Source organism: Streptomyces aureoversilis, from assembly GCF_042657885.1.
Taxonomy (GTDB): Bacteria; Actinomycetota; Actinomycetes; order Streptomycetales; family Streptomycetaceae; genus Streptomyces; species Streptomyces aureoversilis.
On the sequence record NZ_JBHSKJ010000032.1, the window covers coordinates 39,706 to 57,533 of the forward strand.

Genomic DNA, 17,828 nt, shown 5'->3' on the forward strand with positions numbered 1-17,828 from the left:
CTCTGACATCGAGGTGCAATATTCCACCGCCGTCACTCATCAGAAAAGCTCTTTTGGCGGGGTTCGGTCAGAAACGATCCGAAGTGAGCCTTGCATCCCGCGCTGGAAAGGTGTGACCGGGTATGCGCTGCGGGTTATCCCCGGTCCACCCTGGGCAGGTACCGCGCAAAAGCGGACAGGAACGCTGCGAGCCGGCCTGGGGAGGCGCCGTGACGGGCGTGCGAGATCGCATATCAGTACAGCCCTTGGAGATCGTGCCCTTCTACTGTCCGATACCGCCGGCGGTGCACCCGAGCATCCGGGAGATCGACCGCACCTCGGTCGAGTGGATGCTGCAGCAACAGCTCGACACCTCGGCCCACCAGCGGCAGCGCCTCGCCCGGTGCGACTTCGGCGGGCTCACGGCCCGGACCATGCCCTACGGCCGGTCCGGACCGCTCACCGTCGTCGCCAAGCTCCACGCCGTGCTCTTCTCCCTGGACGACGCCCTGTGCGACGAGTCGACCGCCACCGCCCACGGCCTGGCGCACGCGACCTCACGCATCATGCGCGTCCTGGAAGCCCCGGTGCCGGAGTGGCCGGATGACTCGCCCCACGCCGCGGCGCTGCGGGCCGTCCGCCTGGAGCTGGCCGAGCACGCGACGCCGAGCCAGCTGCGCCACTGGACCGAGGGCATGCGCACCTACCTCACCGGCCTGGTGTGGGAGGCCGCCTGCCGCCGCGACCGGGCCCTGCCGTCCGTGAACGACTACGCCGCGATGTGGATGCGCGCCATCGGCATGGCGCCCTCCACGGCCCTGATGGACATCGCAGGAGGATACGAACTCGACGACCGCGACCTGGACCGGCCCGAGGTCCGGGCCCTCACCGAGATGACCTGGACGCTCGTCGCCTGGGACAACGACTTCTACTCACGGAACAAGGAGATCCAGCGTGCCGGCGACAACCTCAACCTGATCGACGTCCTCGCCCAGGAACGGGACTGGGAGCCCGCCCGGGCGCAGGAAGAGGCCATGGCGATGCGCGACCGCGTCATGACGCTCTTCCTGCGCTTACGCGAGCAGATCTGGCCCCGGGCCGGAGTGGAACTGCGCTGCTACCTGGTGGCGCTGGGCCACTTCGTCCGCGGGCACCTGGACTGGGCATCGGTCTGCGCCCGCTACCAGGACCCCTACGGGACCCGCACCGACGTGGAGTGGTGGAAAACGGCCCCGTCGGACGACAGCCCGGATCCCCTGCCCGTCCCCGCCATCGCCTGGTGGTGGGACCAGCTGGAGGCCGGCTGCTACCGGCGTCCCAGCAGGCGCCGCAGCGACCTCCACCACGACCGCCGCGAACCGGGAGTCTCCGCCGCCCCGGCGGCCCGGACCGGCGGCGCCGGGATGGCCGGCTGCTCGGCCCGCTCGGGCTGAGCGGGCGCGGGCGGCTCCGGCGCGGGTGTCAGCGTCTCCTCCGGGGGAAGCGGCGCCCGCGCCGTGAACCGGACCGGCAGCCCGGTCAGATGACGGGACATCAGAGTGGAGCGGTAGGTCAGCTCCGACTCGTCCACCGAGAGGGTGAGGTCGGGCAGCCGCAGCAGCAGGGCGTCGATGCCCGTGTCCGCGATGGCCCGGCCCACGTCCTGGCCCGGGCACTCGTGCTGGCCCCCTTTCCGTTCCTTCCCCCGCTTTTCCGGCCGCATTGTCGATGGACGCCTGGAGCGCGGCCATCAGGTCGATGACGTTGTCCGGTGCGGGTGCCGTCTCCTTCTTGGGGACCGGCCGGTCGGACAGGTGGGCGTTGATGAGCTCGCTCAGGGCGATCTCGTACTCGTCCTCCAGCTCGTCGAGGTCGAACTCCTCGGAGAGGGTGTCCATCAGGCTCGTGGCCATCTTCAGCTCCTGCGGCCGCACGGTGACCGAGGAGGGCGGTGCGAGGTCGCCGCTGTCGCGGATCTCGTCCGGCCAGTACATGGTGTGCAGGGTCAGCAGGTCGCCGTGGACCCGCAGGAGGGCCAGGGACTCCCGGGTACGCAGTGCGATCTTGGTGACGGCCACCCGCTCGGTCTGTTTGAGGGTCTCGCGCAGCAGGACGTAGGGCTTGTCGGCCGCCGCGCTCTCCGGTGCGAGGTAGTAGCCGTTGGACAGCTGGAGGGGATCGATCCGGTCGGCGTCGACGAAGGCGAGCACGTCGATGAGCTTCTTGCTGGGCAGCGGCAGCCCGGCCAGCTCGTCCTGGGTGACGACGGCGGTGTGTCCCTCGTCGTCCTGGAAGCCCTTGGCGATGTGCTCGTAGTCGACCGGCTCGCCGCAGGCCTCGCAGATGCGCTTGAGGTGGATCCGGCCGCCGTCCGCGTCGTGGACCTGGTGCAGTCTGAGGCCGTGCTCCTGGGTGGCGGCGTACAGCCGTACGGGTACGGACACCAGTCCGAAGCCGATCGCACCTTTCCACATGGTCCGCATAGTTTTATCCCTCCACGGGGAATTCCTACCTTATGTCTGTCTCCCCGGAGCGGCAGGCGGTGGAGATCGAGGGCCACCGGCTGGCCCTGACCCACCTCGACCGGGTGCTCTTCCCCGCATCGGGCCACACCAAGGCGCAGGTGCTGCAGTACTACGCCCGCATCGCCCCGGTGATGGTGGCGCACACGGCCGACCGGCCCGCCTCCTTCGTCCGCGCCCCGGAGGGACCGGGCGGGCAGAGCTGGGTGGCCAAGAACCCGCCCGGCGGAAAGCCCCGGTGGGTGCGGGTGGTGCCGGTGGAGCACCGCGAGGGCGTCACCGAGCAGGTTGTCATCGACACCACGGCCGCCCTGGTCGCGATGGCCAACCTCGGCGCGTACGAGGTGCACGTCCCGCAGTGGACGGCGACGGCCGGTCCCGACGGCCACGACCGGCTCGTCCTGGACCTGGACCCGGGCCCGGGCGCCGACCTCGTGGTCTGCTGCCGGGTCGCCCAGCGGCTGCGCCAGCTCCTGGAGGACGACGGGCTGACCGCCCATGCCGTGGTCTCCGGCTCCAAGGGCCTGCACCTGTACGCGCCGGTCCACGCGGCGTCCGGCCGGGACGCCGGCGGCTATGCCAAGGCGCTGGCCGCCCGCATGATGGGCGAGCACCCCGGCCTCGTCGTGGTCTCCATGGCGCGCGTCGAACGCCGGGGGAAGGTCCTCATCGACTGGTCGCAGAACGCGAGCGCCAAGACCACTGCCGCGCCCTACACCGTGCGGCTGCGGGAGGGCCGTCCCGGGGTGGCCGCCCCGGTCACCTGGGACGAGGTCGCCGCGTGCCGGGACCCCGAGGAGCTCGCGTTCACCCCCGAGGAGGTGCTGGACCGGGCGGAGGCGTACGGGGACCTGCTGGCCCCGCTGACCGGCGACGTCACCCGCGCGCGGCTCCCGTGACCTCCCGCCCTCAGCCGAGCCGGGTCAGGTCGGGGCGCAGCCGGTGCCAGACGGGGTGCCGGAGGCGGCCGGACGCCGTCCAGCCCGAGAAGACGACCTCGGCGACGAGCCGGGGCTCGACCCAGTGCGCGCCCGGCAGGTCGGCGGGGCCGGCGAACGGCGGGTCCGCGCGCGGGATCACCGCCAGGTAGCGGGCGAGGTCCCGGCGCTCGCGCTCGGAGAGCCCCGATCCGACGGACCCGGCGTAGCGCAGGCCCTCCGGCTCGTCCACGCCGACGAGGACCGCCCCGGGCAGCCCGGAGAGGGAGCCGCGGCCCTCGGCCCAGCCGCCGATGACCACGTCGAGGGTGACGACGTGCTTGGTCTTGCGCCATTCGGATGACCGGATGCCGGGCGTGTAGAGGGACGTCAGCTTCTTCGCGACGACGCCCTCGAACCCGCCTTCGAGGGTGGCTTCCCAGGCCTGCTGCCCGTGCCCCTCCACGGCGGCCGGCACCGACCAGGCCGGGCCCGCGAGGCCGAGGCCCTCCAGCACGGCGCGCCGCTCCCGGTAGGGGAGGCCCAGCAGGGACCGGTCGTCGAGGTGCATGACGTCGAAGAGCATGAGGCGTACGGGGTACTCCGCCGCGAGGCGGGCCGCCCGGTGCGGGTCGGTGACGCCCATGCGGCGCTGGAGCAGTCCGAAGTCGGGCCGCCCCGCCCCGTCCAGGACGACGACCTCGCCGTCGAGGACCGCGGGCCGGCCGCGCAGCTGCTCCGCCAGGGCTTGGAGTTCGGGGTAGGTCACGGTCGCGTCGTTGCCGGCGCGGGTGACCGGCCGGGCGGTGCCGTCCCCGGGGAGGGTCACGACCAGGCGGATCCCGTCCCACTTGACCTCGAAGGCCCACGCCGCCTCCTCGGCGGCGGGCGGCAGGGGCGCGGTGGTCGCCAGCATCGGCCGGATCGCGGGCGGCGGGGCGGGGGAGCGCCGGGCGGTCGGGGGCATCGCCTGCCGCCTAGCCCTTCTCCCGCGCCCACTCCAGCAGCCGGGGCGCCGTCCACGTCGTGATGATGCGTTCGGCGGGCACTCCGCACTCCTCGGCGCGGGCGCAGCCGTGGATCTGCCAGTCGAGCTGGCCGGGGGCGTGCGCGTCGCTGTCGAGGGAGAACAGCACGCCCGCGTCCAGCGCTTGGCGGATCAGCCGGCGGGGCGGGTCGAGCCGCTCGGGGCGGCAGTTGATCTCCACGGCGGTGTGGAAGCGGGCGCACGCGGCGAAGACCATCGCCGCGTCGAAGGCGGACTCGGGCCGCCCGCGGCCGGCCAGCAGCCGTCCGGTGCAGTGGCCCAGGACGTCCACCAGGGGGTTGGCCACGGCTCCGACCAGCCGGCGGGTCATGGCGTCCGCGTCCATGCGCAGCTTGGAGTGCACCGAGGCGACGACGATGTCGAGCTCGTCGAGCAGGCCGGGCTCCTGGTCGAGCGAGCCGTCGTCGAGGATGTCGCACTCGATGCCGCGCAGCAGCCGGAAGCCGTCGCCGAGGCTCTCGTCCACCTCGGCGACCACGTCGAGCTGGGCGCGCAGCCGCTGCGCCGTCAGCCCCCGGGCGATGGTCAGCCGGGGGGAGTGGTCGGTCAGCACCGCCCACTCGTGCCCGATGTCGCGCGCCGCCCGCGCCATGGCGTCGATCGGGCTGCCGCCGTCGGACCAGTCCGAGTGCATGTGGCAGTCGCCGCGCAGGGCCGCCCGCAGGGTCTCGCCGCCCTCCGCCAGCGGCTTCGCGGCCTCCTCCGCCAGCTTGGCCAGGTACCCCGGCACGCGCCCGGCCAGGGCCTCGGCCACCACGCCGGCGGTCTTGGGCCCGATGCCCTTCTCGGCGGTGAGCGTGCCGGCGGCGGCCCGGCGCCGCAGCTCCTCCTCCGGCAGCCCGGCGATCACCTCGGAGGCGGTACGGAAGGCCTTGACCCGGTACGTGGGCGCGTCCGCGCGCTCCAGCAGGAAGGCGATTCGGTCCAGTGCCTCCACCGGGTCCATGGCACCCACCGCCTCCTTCGCCGTCCGGTACCCCTACCGTGCGCGATCCGGGAGGAGCGCGCACGTGCGAGGGGCCCGCGGGCGCGGGCACACGTGGGTGAACCGGTGAGTAGGCGCGGTGCGCGGTGGGGAGTGTTCGGGGCATGAGCGCCCCTACACCGTCCCCCTCTCATTCCTCTGCGTCCTCTCCTTCCTCGGGTTCCTCCGGCGGGCGCACGGGCCGCGCGGTGGTCCTCGGCGCGGGCATGGCCGGCATGCTGGCCGCGGCCGCGCTCGCCCGGCACGCGGGCGAGGTCGTGATCGTGGAGCGGGACCGGCTGCCCGGGGGGATGGAGCCGCGCAAGGGCCTGCCGCAGGCGCGTCACGCGCACCTGATGATGTCCGGCGGGGCCCGGGCGGTGGAGTCCCTGCTGCCCGGCACGATCGAGGGGTGGGTGCGCGCGGGGGCCCGCCGGATCCCGCTGGGGACCGGGCTGGTCGCGATGGGTCCGCACGGCTGGTACCCGCGCTGGCCGGGCACGCAGTTCCTGATGGCCTGCACGCGCGACCTGCTGGACATGGTCGTCCGCGAGCAGGTGCTGGCCCTGCCCGGCGTCACGCTGCGCGAGGAGACGGACGCCCTCGCGCTGCTCGGCAACGCGCAGCGGGTCACCGGCGTGAAGGTCCGCACGGCCTCCGGCCACTCCGCGGAGGTGCTGGAGGCGGACCTGGTGGTCGACGCCTCCGGGCGCGGCTCCCAGGCCGCGCGCCGTCTCACCGAGCTCGGGCTGCACCCGGCGCACGAGGAGACCGTCGACACCGGCATGGTCTACGTGACCCGCATCTTCCGGGCGCCCGCCGGCAGCGAGCGCTTCCCCGTGGTCAGCGTCCAGGCCGACCCGCACGGCCGGCAGCCGGGCCAGGGCGCGACGATGGTTCCCGTCGAGGGCGGCCGCTGGCTGCTCACGGCCTGCGGCACGCGCGGCGGCGAACCGTCGCGGGAGGCCGGGGAGTTCGAGCCGTTCGTGCGCAGCCTGCGCCACCCGCTGATCGCCGACCTGATCGCGGGCCGGGAGCCGCTGACCGACGTCCACCTCACGCGCAGCACCGTCAACCGCCGCCGCTACTTCGAGCGCATGCCCGCCTGGCCGGAGGGCTTCGCCGTGGTGGGGGACGCCGTCGCCACGTTCAACCCCGTCTACGGGCAGGGCATGTCCGTGGCCGCCCACAGCGCGGTCGCGATCCGCGGCCTCCTGGCGGAGCGGGGCCTGGGGGCGCCCGGCCTGGCCCGGAGCATCCAGCGCGCGGTCGGCCGCGCCGCGGGCAGCCCGTGGGACCTGGCCACGGGCGAGGACATCAACTACCCCGGGGCGATCGGCGAGCAGCCCCCGGCCGCGGCCCGGCTGCTGCGCGGCTACGTCCAGCGCCTGATGCGCACCGCCACGGTGAACCCCGTCGTCATGCGTTCCCTCTTCGACGTGATGACGCTGTCCGCGCCGATGACGGCGCTGGTCAAGCCGCCGGTCGTGCTCGGCGTGCTGCGCGGGCCCGGCCGCGGGGTGCGCAACGAGCCGTCGATCACCGCCGCGGAGCTGGCGCTGTGCGGGCTGGGCCCGCGGTGACCGGCGCCGCTGCGGCGGCGGTCTTCCCGGGGCGGCCCCCCGGCTGCCATGACCTGGCGGAATGCGCAGCCACCGCCCCCGGCGCGTGTCACGCCTCGCCGCGGCGCAGCGCCACCGGCGGCAGGAACTCGCCCCGCAGCGTCCGGTGCCACCAGGCGCCGGATTCCCGCCGCTCCTGCCGCGTGCTGAAGCGGTAGAGGTAGAGCCGCGCCCGTACGTGGGTCGGCGGGGCACCGGGGAAGGGGTTGTGGCGCAGCAGCCGCAGCGTGTCCCGGTCGCCCGTCAGCAGCCGCTCCACGAAGGGGCCGAACCACGGCTCGGCGTAGGCGGGGGAGATCCCGGCGAACCACATCATCCAGTCGAGCCGCAGGTGGTACGGGGCGTACTGGCGGGGCAGCCGCCGCAGGTCGCCGGGCTTGCCCTTGAAGCCGTACTCCTTCCACACCGTGTCCGGCCCGACCCGCTCCTCGTCGGTGCCCTCGATCACCACCTCGTAGCGCCTGCGGTTGATGCTGCCGAACGCGCCGTAGGTGTTGACCAGGTGGAAGGCGTTGAAGGACATGTTCATCCGCTGCTGCCGGGAGAGCATGTTGCGCACCGGCCACCAGCTCAGGACGGCCACGAGCGCGGTCGCGGCGAGGACGAGGACCTCGTACCAGCCGGGGGGAGGGGGTGCCGGGGAGTGCGCCGGGAGGCCGAGGAGCTCCGCGGCCGCGGCGCCGTCGACCGCGGAGAGGGCCATGACGATGGTCAGCCAGTTGAGCCAGGAGAAGTTGCCGGAGGCGACGAGCCAGAGCTGGGTGCAGATGATCACGGCGGCGGCGCAGCTCGCGACGGGCTGCGGGGTGAAGAGCGCGACCGGCACGACGAGCTGGGCGACGTGGTTGGCGGCGGTCTCCACGCGGTGCAGCGGCCTCGGCAGGTGGTGGAAGTACCAGCTCAGCGGGCCCGGCATGGGCTGGGTCTCGTGGTGGTAGTACAGGCAGGTCAGGTCGCGCCAGCAGGGGTCTCCGCGCATCTTGATCAGCCCCGCGCCGAACTCGACGCGGAAGACCAGCCAGCGCATCAGCCACAGCACGAGGACCGGCGGGTCCGTGCGGGCGTTGCCCAGGAACACCGCGAGGAAGCCGGCCTCCAGCAGCAGCGACTCCCACCCGAAGCCGTACCAGGTCTGGCCCACGTTGACGATCGACAGGTACATCACCCACAGGGCGGCCCACATCGCCATCGCCGCCCACAGCGGCACCGCGTCCGCAGCGCCCGCCGCCACGGCCGCCGCCAGGGCCGCGCCCGCCCACGCCCACGCCGCGAAGAACCGGTCCGAGTAGTGCAGGTGGAAGACGCCCGGGGCCCTGCGGAGGGGCACGTGGCGGACGAGGCGCGGCACCGGCAGCATGCCCCGCTCGCCGATCAGCGCGCGGAACTGGAGGGCGGCCGCAAGGAAGGCCACGAGGTAGACGCCGGCGAGCGCACGCTGCAGCACCAGCCTGCTCAGCCAGTATCCGGAGACCGTGAACCACTCCATGGCGTATCCGTACCACTCCGGAGCGCGTAGTCACATCGAAGAAACGGACAAAAGGTGTCAGAGTAGCTCTATGGTTGATCGGGGAGCGACGCCTGCCACCGCACCGGCAGGTTCCGTGCCGGACGACTGGCCCGCTCGCCCGGAGCTGACCCTCGCCCTCAACCGCATGGGCGGCTTCGACTGGGACCTCGACACCGGCGTGCTGCACATGGACGCCTCCGCCCTGGAGCTCTTCGACCTGTCCCCCGAGGAGTTCAACGGCCGCCTCTCGGGCCTGGCCGGCAAGGTGCTGCGCGCCGACGCCGCCGACCTCGACGCCCAGGTCACCCGCGCCCTGAAGGAGGGCCGCGAGACCTACAGCGCCTACTACCGCATCCGCGCCCCCGACGGCAGCCTGCACTGGACGTACACCCAGGGCCGGATCCGGCGCGACGGGGAGGGCCACCCGCACCGCATCATCGGCATCGTCCGCGACGCCGCCGAGGAGCTCGGCCACTCCATCGGCAGGCGCGACGAGAACCGGCTCTCGCACACCACCATCGTGGAGACCCTCACCGCGGCCCTCGCCCACGCGCGCACCGTCCAGGACGTCGTCGACTTCTTCCGCGACGACCGGGCCGTCCAGCACCTGGGCTCCGACCTCCTCGTCCTCGGCATCGTCGAGGCCGGCCGGATCCACATGGTCGCCGAGGGGCCCGGCGAGCACTACATCCCGGGCACCCGCTGGACGCGCATCGACGACAACTTCCCCATGAGCGAGGTCATCCGCACGATGGCCCCGCGCTTCATCGAGTCCCGCGACGAGTTCGCCCGCTCCTACCCCTGGCTGTGGGAGCGCATCAGGGACACCGGCATCTCCTCCGCCGCCTACCTCCCGCTGATCGCCCAGGCCCGCCCCGTCGGGGCCATCGGGCTGCTCTACCGGGAGACCCGCGGCTTCACCCAGCAGGAGCGCAACCTGCTCATCGCCCTCTCCAGCAGCCTCTCCCAGTCCATCGCCCGCGCCATGCTCTACGACCAGGAGCACGACCTCGCCGAGGGCCTGCAGCAGTCCATGCTGCCGCGCCGCATCCCCGAGGTCCCCGGCGCGCAGATCGCCGTCCGCTACCGCTCGGCCCGCATGGGCCGCGACATCGGCGGCGACTGGTACGACGTGATCCCGCTGCCCGGCGGGCGGGTCGGCGCCGTCATCGGCGACGTCCAGGGGCACGACACGCAGGCCGCCGCCGTCATGGGCCAGCTGCGCATCGTCCTGCGGGCGTACGCCACCGAGGGGCACGCCCCGGCGACCGTCATGGCCCGCGCCTCCTCCTTCCTCCACGAGCTCGACACCGACCGCTTCGCCACCTGCTCCTACGCCGAGGCCGACCTGTCCACCGGCGTCGTCCAGCTGGTGCGCGCGGGCCACATCGACCCCCTGCTGCGGCACACCGACGGCACCTGCCGGCGCCTGCCCGTCTCCGGGGGGCTGCCGCTCGGCCTCTCGGCCGAGTTCGGCCGGCTCGACTACCCCGTGACCACGGTGGAGATCGACCCCGGCGAGACCCTGCTGATGTTCACCGACGGCCTCGTCGAACAGCCCGGCTCCGACCTCGACGAAGGCATGCAGCGGCTGTCCGCGATCGTCCGCGACGGCCCCTACGAGCTCCACCAGCTGGCCGACCGGCTGTGCGACATGATCGGCGAGCGCGTCGGCGAGGACGACATGGCCGTCCTGCTGCTGCGCCGCCAGGGCGCCGCCACCCAGGGCGGCGGCCGGCTCCAGCAGCACATCGCCCCGGCCGACCCCGAGGCCCTCTCCGCGGCCCGCCACATGATCCGCGCGGCGGTACGGGCCTGGGGCGCGCGCGAGCGGTCCGACGAGATCGAGCTGGTCGCCGACGAGCTGGTGACCAACGCGCTGCTCCACACCGACGGCGCGGCCGTGGTCACCATCCGCATCATCACCGGCCCCGAGCGGCGGGTGCGCGTCGACGTCGAGGACAAGTCCAGCACGCTGCCGCGCCGGCGGGAGCCGGGGGAGTCGGGGGTCTCGGGGCGGGGCCTGCTGCTGGTCGACCGGCTCGCCGACGTGTGGGGGGTCGAGTCCCGCGGCTCGGGGAAGTGCGTGTGGTGCGAGTTCGTGGTCCCGGGGCGGCACGAAGGCGCCCGGACGGTGGCGGGGCCGCAGGAATCCGGCTGATCCGTACGTCACCTGACAGAGCGTCCGATCGTTGCCCCAGTCACTCAGAATTGCGTATTCCGCGCTGATCCGGGTCAACTGTGCTCTCCACCCCCCAAGATCACGAAAAGGGTTCCGAGAGCATGCGAAGACTCACCCCCTTCGTCCTCCTCGGTGCGACCGCCCTGGCCGCGCCGATGCTGATGACCGTTCAGGCGCCGCCCGCCCGCGCGTTCGGCACCGTCAACACCCTCGGCCAGCACGCCGAGCACGAGCGCATCACGCGCGCGGCCCTGGCCTGCCCGTCCGGCGCCCCCTCCGACGGCAGCTGCTTCGAGCCGCGCTCCCTCGACCAGACAGCGGGCCGCGGAGGCACCTTCGGCGCCGTCGGCGCCCCCGACACCGACGAGGTCCTCAGCCCGGCCGCCCACTGCGACAACGCCGACTACCTCGCCCAGCCCGGCTACGCCCGCACCCGCGACCAGGCGACCGAGGAGCTGCTCGCCTGCGTCGCCCGCCTGCAGACCCGCTTCGCCGAAGGCGTCACCGCCGCCGGCGGAACCCTGGGCGCCGACGGCACCGTCGCCGCCCGCGAGGCCGACCTCGCCAAGGACTGCACCTTCACCCTCGGCGTGCCCGGCCGCAACAAGTGCGAGGCCCTCGAGGGCTTCGGCCGCGTCCTCCACGGCGTCCAGGACTTCTACTCGCACAGCAACTGGACCGACAAGGCCGACCCCGGCCGGCCCGCCGGCAGGAACAACCCGCCCGGGCTGAACCTCCCCGCGCCCTCCCCGCTGTTCGCCCTCGGCAGCGGGCAGCCGCCGCACGGCTCGGCCGTCCCCGACGGCCTCACCACCGGCTGCTTCTCCCTCGTGCCCCTCGGCTGCTCCGGCCGCGTCCAGCACGGCGACCTCAACAAGGACAACGGCCTCGTCGACCCCGTCACCGGCGCCACCGGCAGCCCCGGCACCGCGCGCGGCAAGACCGGCGGCAACTTCGACCGGGCCGTCCGGGCCGCCATCGCCGACACCCGCCGGCAGTGGGCCGACTTCCGCGCCGCCCTCGTCACCCGCTACGGCAAGGAGCGCGGCGAGCGCGCCGCGTGCGTACTGACGCACGACGACCCGGCCCGCACCTGTTGACGCCTGCCGGGCGGAACAGAACAGCCGGAACCTGCGTGCGCAGCACGATCCCGGTGGCCCGGGGGCCGGGGCGAAGAGGCCAAGGTCACAGCAGTTGCCACTGCTGCAGGGCGCCCCGGCTCCCCTAGCCTTCCCCCCATGACGGTCCTGCCTGACGAAGGCTTCCCCCTGGCCGCCGAGTTCCCGGACCCCACCCGCGAGCAGTGGCAGCGCCTGGTGGAGGGTGTACTGCGCAAAGCGGGCGCGGCGGACGCATCCGGCCCGGCTGCCGAGGCGGCACTCGCCACCGAACTCCAGGACGGGCTCGTAACCGGCCCGCTCTACACCGCCGACGACGCCCCCGCCGCGCCCGGCTACCCGGGCTTCCCCCCGTTCGTCCGCGGCGGACGGGCCGAAGGGACGGCCGCGACCGGCTGGGACGTGCGCCAGCGCCACGCCCACCCGGACCCGCGGCAGGCCAACGACGCGGTGCTCGCCGACCTGGAGAACGGCGTCACCTCCCTCTGGCTGACCGCCGGGCCCGCGGGCATCCCCGTCGACGGCCTCGCCACCGCCCTCGACGGCGTCTACCTCGACCTCGCCCCCGTCGTCCTCGACGCGGGCGCGGACTTCGAGGCCGCCGCCCGGGAACTGCTGCGCCTGTACGACGAGCGCGGCCTCGCCCCCCGCGCCGCCCTCGGCAACCTCGGCGCCGACCCGCTCGGCACCCTGGCCCGCACCGGCACCGGAGCCGACCCCGGGGCGCCCCTGGCCGCCGCGGCCGCCCTCGCCGCCCTGTGCGCCGACGGCAGGCCGGGCATGCGCGCCCTGACCGTCGACGCCCTGCCCTATCACGAGGCCGGCGGGTCCGCCGCCCAGGAGCTCGGCTGCTCGCTGGCCACCGGCGTCGCCTACCTCCGTACGCTCACCGCCGCCGGGCTGACCGTCGACCAGGCCTGCGCCCAGCTGGAGTTCCGCTACGCGGCCACCGCCGACCAGTTCCTCACCATCGCCAAACTCCGCGCCGCCCGCCGCCTGTGGGCCCGCGTCGCCGAGGTCAGCGGCGCCGTCACCGCGGGCGCCGCCCAGCGCCAGCACGCGGTCACCTCCTCGGTGATGATGACCCGCCGGGACCCGTGGGTGAACATGCTGCGCACCACCGTCGCCTGCCTCGGCGCGGGCGTGGGCGGCGCCGACGCCGTCACCGTCCTGCCCTTCGACGACGCCATCGGCCTGCCCGACGCCTTCGCCCGCCGCATCGCCCGCAACACCTCCTCGGTGCTGCTGGAGGAGTCCCACCTGGCCCGGGTCATCGACCCCGCCGGCGGCTCCTGGTACGTCGAGCGCCTCACCGACGAGCTCGCGCACGCCGCCTGGGCCTGGTTCCAGGAGCTGGAGCGCGCAGGCGGCCAGGCCGCGGCGCTGCGCTCCGGCCTGGTGGCCGAGCGGCTCGCCGCGACCTGGGCCCGCCGCTCCGCCGACCTGGCGACCCGGCGCGAACCGGTCACCGGCGTCAGCGAGTTCCCGCACCTCGGCGAGCAGCCGGTGCGGCGCGAGCCCGCACCCGCGGCCCCCGGCGGCGGCCTGCCCCGGGTCCGTCGCGACGAGGCCTACGAGGCCCTGCGGGCCCGCTCCGACGCCCGCCTCGCCGCGACCGGGTCCCGCCCGCGCGTCTTCCTGGCCGCGCTCGGCCCCGCCGCCGCCCACACCGGCCGGGCCACGTTCGCCGCCAACCTCTTCCAGGCCGGCGGCATCGAGCCCGTGCACGAACCCGCCACGGTCGACGCGGACTCCGTCGCCGAGGCGTTCGCGCGCAGCGGCGCCGACGTGGCCTGCCTGTGCTCCGGCGACAAGCTCTACGCCGAGCAGGCCGAAGCGGTCGCCGCAGCCCTGAAGGCCGCGGGCGCCGGGCGGATCCTGCTCGCCGGGAAGCCCGCCGGCGAGCAGCGGGAGGCGTATCTGCGCGCCGGGGTGGACGAGTTCGTCTTCGCCGGCGGTGACGCGGTCGCCGTCCTCTCCTCCGTCCTCGACTGCATCGGAGTCGCGTGATGCCCGTTCCCGACTTCTCCGGAATCGAGCTGGGCCCGGCGGACGCCGGCCGGGCGGCCGACCCCGGGCACTGGCGCGCGGCCCTGAAGGAGGCCACCGGCAAGAGCGCCGAGGACCTGGTCTGGGAGACCCCCGAGGGCATCGGCGTCAAGCCGCTCTACACTGCCGACGACCTGCACGGGCTCGACTTCCTCGGCACGTACCCCGGCATCGCGCCCTACCTGCGCGGCCCGTACCCGACGATGTACGTCAACCAGCCCTGGACCATCCGGCAGTACGCCGGGTTCTCCACCGCCGAGGAGTCCAACGCCTTCTACCGGCGCAACCTGGCGGCCGGTCAGAAGGGCCTGTCCGTCGCCTTCGACCTGCCGACCCACCGCGGCTACGACAGCGACCACCCGCGCGTCACCGGCGACGTGGGCATGGCGGGCGTCGCCATCGACTCCATCTACGACATGCGGCAGCTCTTCGACGGCATCCCGCTGGACAGGATGAGCGTGTCGATGACGATGAACGGCGCCGTCCTGCCCGTCCTCGCGCTCTACATCGTCGCCGCCGAGGAGCAGGGCGTACCGCCCGAGAAGCTGGCCGGGACCATCCAGAACGACATCCTCAAGGAGTTCATGGTCCGCAACACCTACATCTATCCGCCCCGGCCCTCGATGCGGATCATCTCCGACATCTTCGCGTACACCTCGCAGAAGATGCCGCGCTACAACTCCATCTCCATCTCCGGCTATCACATCCAGGAGGCCGGGGCCACGGCCGACCTGGAGCTCGCCTACACCCTCGCCGACGGGGTGGAGTACCTGAAGGCGGGCATCGGAGCGGGCCTGGACGTCGACGCGTTCGCGCCCCGGCTCTCCTTCTTCTGGGCGATCGGCATGAACTTCTTCATGGAGATCGCCAAGCTGCGCGCCGCCCGGCTGCTGTGGGCCCGGCTCGTCAAGCGCTTCGAGCCGCAGAACGCCAAGTCGCTGTCGCTGCGCACCCACTCGCAGACGTCCGGCTGGTCGCTGACCGCGCAGGACGTCTTCAACAACGTGGCCCGCACGTGCGTGGAGGCCATGGCCGCGACCCAGGGGCACACCCAGTCGCTGCACACCAACGCCCTGGACGAGGCCCTCGCCCTGCCCACCGACTTCTCCGCCCGCATCGCCCGCAACACCCAGCTGCTGCTGCAGCAGGAGTCCGGCACCTGCCGGGTCATCGACCCGTGGGGCGGCAGCGCCTACGTCGAGCGGCTCACCCACGACCTCGCGCGGCGTGCCTGGCAGCACATCGAGGAGGTCGAGGCCGCCGGCGGCATGGCCCAGGCCATCGACGCGGGCATCCCCAAGCTGCGCGTCGAGGAGGCCGCGGCCCGCACCCAGGCACGCATCGACTCCGGGCGGCAGCCGGTCATCGGCGTCAACAAGTACCGGCCCGAAAGTGGGGCCAGTGACGAGCAGATCGAGGTCCTCAAGGTCGACAACTCCTCCGTGCGCACCCAGCAGATCGAGAAGCTGCGGCGGCTGCGCGCCGAGCGCGACGAGGCGGCCTGCCAGGACGCCCTGCACGCGCTCACCCGGGCCGCCGAGGCCGGATCCGGCCAGGGGCTCGAAGGCAACCTCCTCGCCCTGGCCGTGAACGCCGCCCGCGCCAAGGCGACCGTCGGTGAGATCTCCGACGCACTCGAGAAGGTCTACGGACGGCACGCCGGGCAGATCCGTACGATCTCCGGTGTGTACCGCGAAGAGGCCGGCCCGTCGTCCGGCGTGGAGCGCACCCGCGCCCTGGTCGAGGCGTTCGAGCGGGAGGACGGCCGCCGCCCGCGCATCCTCGTCGCCAAGATGGGCCAGGACGGCCACGACCGCGGCCAGAAGGTCATCGCCACGGCCTTCGCCGACCTCGGCTTCGACGTCGACGTCGGCCCGCTCTTCCAGACGCCCGAGGAGGTCGCCCGGCAGGCGGTGGAGGCCGACGTGCACATCGTCGGCGTCTCCTCCCTCGCGGCCGGCCACCTCACGCTCGTGCCGGCGCTGCGCGAACAGCTGGCGGAGCAGGGGCGCGAGGACATCATGATCGTCGTCGGTGGCGTCATCCCGCCGCAGGACGTCCCCACGCTCCTGGAGATGGGCGCCGCCGCGGTCTTCCCGCCCGGCACGGTCATCCCGGACGCCGCCCACGACCTGCTGAAGACCCTCGCCGGGGTCCTCGGCCACGAGCTGTGAGCAAGGGCTCCTGACGATGGCACGGACGATCGACATCGACGCCTACGTGAAGGGCGTGCTCGACGGCAAGCGCGCGGTCGTCGCGCGCGCCATCACCCTCGTCGAGTCCACCCGGGCCGACCACCGGGCCCTCGCCCAGCGGATGCTGACCGAGCTGCTCCCGCACGCGGGGGCGGCCCGGAGGATCGGCATCACCGGCGTGCCGGGCGTCGGCAAGTCCACCTTCATCGACGCCTTCGGCACGATGCTCACCGGCCTCGGCCACCGGGTCGCCGTCCTCGCCGTCGACCCGTCCTCCAGCCGGACCGGCGGCAGCATCCTGGGCGACAAGACCCGCATGGAACGCCTCGCCGTCGACCCCGCCGCCTTCGTCCGGCCCTCGCCCACGGCCGGCACCCTCGGCGGCGTGGCCCGGGCCACCCGCGAGACCATCGTCGTCATGGAGGCCGCCGGCCACGATGTCGTGCTCGTGGAGACCGTCGGCGTCGGCCAGTCCGAGACCGCCGTCGCCGACATGGTCGACAGCTTCCTCATGCTCACCCTCGCCCGCACCGGCGACCAGCTCCAGGGCATCAAGAAGGGTGTCCTCGAACTGGCCGACATCGTCGCCGTCAACAAGGCCGACGGCCCCCACGAGCGCGACGCCAAGGCCGCCGCACGCGAACTGGCCGGGGCGCTGCGCCTGTTGCAGCCGCCGGACGCCGCCTGGAACCCGCCCGTGCTGACCTGCAGCGCCCGCGAGAGCACCGGCCTGGACGTCCTGTGGGACCGGCTGGAGCAGCACCGGCGCGTCCAGGAGGGCACCGGGGCGCTGGCCGCGCGGCGCCGTGAGCAGCAGGTCGACTGGGTCTGGACGATGGTCCGCGAACAGCTCCTGAACGAGCTGCGCGACCACCCCGCGGTCCGGGCGGCCGGGCCGGGCATCGAACGGCAGGTGCGCGAGGGCACGCTGCCGGCGAGCCTGGCGGCGGAGCGGCTGCTGGAGGCGTTCCGAACTTCTGCTCCGGACTGAGCTTGTTCTTTGTGCTCCGGCTTCGAACGATGCCCCGAAGATGATCGCCCGGACGGGTAGTCGCCGGACATGAGGAACAAGCTCAGCGAGCCGTGAGTGCCTCGTCAGTCAGGCCCAGGTGCCGTCGGAAGGCGTCGCGCCCCTGGTCCGTCAGCCGCACGACGCGGGAGCCTCCGGCCGGCACGAGCCAGGACTCCTGAACCGCATGGTGGAATACGGCTGCGGCGACCGCGCCCGCCAGATGCAAGCGCCGCTCCGTCCAGTCCAGGCACGTGCGTACGTGTGGTGCCGTTTCCTGGGTGATGCCCGTGTCCGTGAGCCATGCGGTGCCCGAGGGAGTAAGGACCGGGCCGGACTCCCAGTCCAAAAATCCCTGTTCGGTCATCGCGTCGGTGATCGCCACGGACAAGGAGCCGCCGAGATGGTCGTAGCAGATGCGGGCGAAGGCCACGGCACGGTGCTGGCGGGCGGCAACGAGTGAGCGGACCGGGACGAGCTTTTGCGGTGCCCGGGCGGCCAGGGCTTCGATCATCTCGGCGATGTCGGGGTCCGCCAGGCGCACATAGCGGTGCCGGCCCTTGCGCTCCTCGGCCAGCAGGCCGCCGGTCACCAGCCGGTTCAGGTGGCCGGTCGCTGTGGACGGTGCGATCCCCGCGAGCTGTGCCAGTTCCGTCGCTGTCCATGCGCGGCCGTCGAGCAGCGCGAGGCAGAAGGCGGCGCGGGTGCGGTCGGCCAGCAGCGCCCCCAGGGCGGCG

General features: G+C 73.6%; 12 protein-coding genes and 1 pseudogene. 8 read left to right on the plus strand and 5 right to left on the minus strand.

Annotation, left to right across the window (positions count from 1 at the left end):
• The first annotated feature begins 284 nt into the window (after nucleotides 1-284).
• A complete protein-coding gene (locus ACFPP6_RS34695; RefSeq protein WP_382050724.1) occupies nucleotides 285-1,412 on the plus strand; it encodes a terpene synthase family protein in 1,128 nt (375 codons plus the stop codon).
• A gap of 333 nt (nucleotides 1,413-1,745) precedes the next feature.
• On the opposite strand, the pseudogene ku reads toward ACFPP6_RS34695, so the two are convergent.
• A pseudogene (gene ku, locus ACFPP6_RS34700) lies at nucleotides 1,746-2,441 on the minus strand (non-homologous end joining protein Ku); the annotation flags it as partial.
• A gap of 32 nt (nucleotides 2,442-2,473) precedes the next feature.
• Here ku and ligD (ACFPP6_RS34705) point away from each other — a divergent pair.
• Nucleotides 2,474-3,379, plus strand: coding sequence for a non-homologous end-joining DNA ligase (gene ligD / locus ACFPP6_RS34705; protein WP_382050726.1), 906 nt, complete (start codon nucleotides 2,474-2,476; stop codon nucleotides 3,377-3,379).
• A gap of 10 nt (nucleotides 3,380-3,389) precedes the next feature.
• Here the strand turns inward: ligD (ACFPP6_RS34705) and ligD (ACFPP6_RS34710) are convergent, their stop codons facing one another.
• The gene (ligD, locus tag ACFPP6_RS34710; protein ID WP_382050728.1) at nucleotides 3,390-4,364 is read right to left on the minus strand and encodes a non-homologous end-joining DNA ligase; all 975 of its coding nucleotides are present in this window, start codon (nucleotides 4,362-4,364) and stop codon (nucleotides 3,390-3,392) included.
• A 10-nt stretch (nucleotides 4,365-4,374) separates the two neighbouring features.
• A complete protein-coding gene (locus tag ACFPP6_RS34715; protein WP_382050730.1) occupies nucleotides 4,375-5,391 on the minus strand; it encodes a PHP domain-containing protein in 1,017 nt (338 codons plus the stop codon).
• Between the two features lie 143 nt (nucleotides 5,392-5,534).
• Between ACFPP6_RS34715 and ACFPP6_RS34720 the strand changes: the two genes are divergently transcribed.
• Entirely contained in the window at nucleotides 5,535-6,992 is a 1,458-nt protein-coding gene (locus tag ACFPP6_RS34720) for an FAD-dependent oxidoreductase (protein ID WP_382050732.1), read from the plus strand.
• A gap of 88 nt (nucleotides 6,993-7,080) precedes the next feature.
• Here ACFPP6_RS34720 and ACFPP6_RS34725 read toward each other — a convergent pair whose 3' ends face one another.
• The gene (locus tag ACFPP6_RS34725; RefSeq protein WP_382050734.1) at nucleotides 7,081-8,517 is read right to left on the minus strand and encodes a lipase maturation factor family protein; all 1,437 of its coding nucleotides are present in this window, start codon (nucleotides 8,515-8,517) and stop codon (nucleotides 7,081-7,083) included.
• 70 nt (nucleotides 8,518-8,587) lie between these two features.
• Here ACFPP6_RS34725 and ACFPP6_RS34730 point away from each other — a divergent pair, with 70 nt between their 5' ends.
• From ACFPP6_RS34730 to meaB, 5 genes are all read left to right on the plus strand, one after another.
• Complete coding sequence (locus ACFPP6_RS34730) at nucleotides 8,588-10,699, plus strand: SpoIIE family protein phosphatase (RefSeq protein ID WP_382050736.1); 2,112 nt, start codon at nucleotides 8,588-8,590, stop codon at nucleotides 10,697-10,699.
• 122 nt (nucleotides 10,700-10,821) lie between these two features.
• A complete protein-coding gene (locus tag ACFPP6_RS34735; protein ID WP_382050738.1) occupies nucleotides 10,822-11,820 on the plus strand; it encodes a CinY protein in 999 nt (332 codons plus the stop codon).
• Between the two features lie 138 nt (nucleotides 11,821-11,958).
• On the plus strand, nucleotides 11,959-13,848 hold the full coding sequence (gene mutA, locus ACFPP6_RS34740) for a methylmalonyl-CoA mutase small subunit (RefSeq protein WP_382050740.1): 1,890 nt from the start codon (nucleotides 11,959-11,961) through the stop codon (nucleotides 13,846-13,848).
• On the plus strand, nucleotides 13,848-16,061 hold the full coding sequence (gene scpA / locus ACFPP6_RS34745) for a methylmalonyl-CoA mutase (RefSeq protein WP_382050742.1): 2,214 nt from the start codon (nucleotides 13,848-13,850) through the stop codon (nucleotides 16,059-16,061). Before mutA ends, scpA begins: the two co-directional genes overlap by 1 nt.
• A gap of 16 nt (nucleotides 16,062-16,077) precedes the next feature.
• On the plus strand, nucleotides 16,078-17,073 hold the full coding sequence (gene meaB / locus ACFPP6_RS34750; protein ID WP_382050744.1) for a methylmalonyl Co-A mutase-associated GTPase MeaB: 996 nt from the start codon (nucleotides 16,078-16,080) through the stop codon (nucleotides 17,071-17,073).
• Between the two features lie 82 nt (nucleotides 17,074-17,155).
• On the opposite strand, the gene ACFPP6_RS34755 is transcribed toward meaB, so the two are convergent.
• A partial coding sequence (locus ACFPP6_RS34755; protein ID WP_382050746.1) for an ArsR/SmtB family transcription factor occupies nucleotides 17,156-17,828 on the minus strand: 673 nt, incomplete at its 5' end.

Coding starts and splice junctions, on each gene's coding strand:
- ACFPP6_RS34715 (WP_382050730.1), bottom strand. CDS start 5,391: ATGGACCCGGTGGAGGCACTGGACCGAATCGCCTTCCTGCTGGAGCGC.
- mutA (WP_382050740.1), top strand. CDS start 11,959: ATGACGGTCCTGCCTGACGAAGGCTTCCCCCTGGCCGCCGAGTTCCCG.
- ACFPP6_RS34735 (WP_382050738.1), top strand. CDS start 10,822: ATGCGAAGACTCACCCCCTTCGTCCTCCTCGGTGCGACCGCCCTGGCC.
- ligD (WP_382050728.1), bottom strand. CDS start 4,364: ATGCCCCCGACCGCCCGGCGCTCCCCCGCCCCGCCGCCCGCGATCCGG.
- ACFPP6_RS34730 (WP_382050736.1), top strand. CDS start 8,588: ATGGTTGATCGGGGAGCGACGCCTGCCACCGCACCGGCAGGTTCCGTG.
- meaB (WP_382050744.1), top strand. CDS start 16,078: ATGGCACGGACGATCGACATCGACGCCTACGTGAAGGGCGTGCTCGAC.
- ACFPP6_RS34725 (WP_382050734.1), bottom strand. CDS start 8,517: ATGGAGTGGTTCACGGTCTCCGGATACTGGCTGAGCAGGCTGGTGCTG.
- ligD (WP_382050726.1), top strand. CDS start 2,474: ATGTCTGTCTCCCCGGAGCGGCAGGCGGTGGAGATCGAGGGCCACCGG.
- scpA (WP_382050742.1), top strand. CDS start 13,848: ATGCCCGTTCCCGACTTCTCCGGAATCGAGCTGGGCCCGGCGGACGCC.
- ACFPP6_RS34720 (WP_382050732.1), top strand. CDS start 5,535: ATGAGCGCCCCTACACCGTCCCCCTCTCATTCCTCTGCGTCCTCTCCT.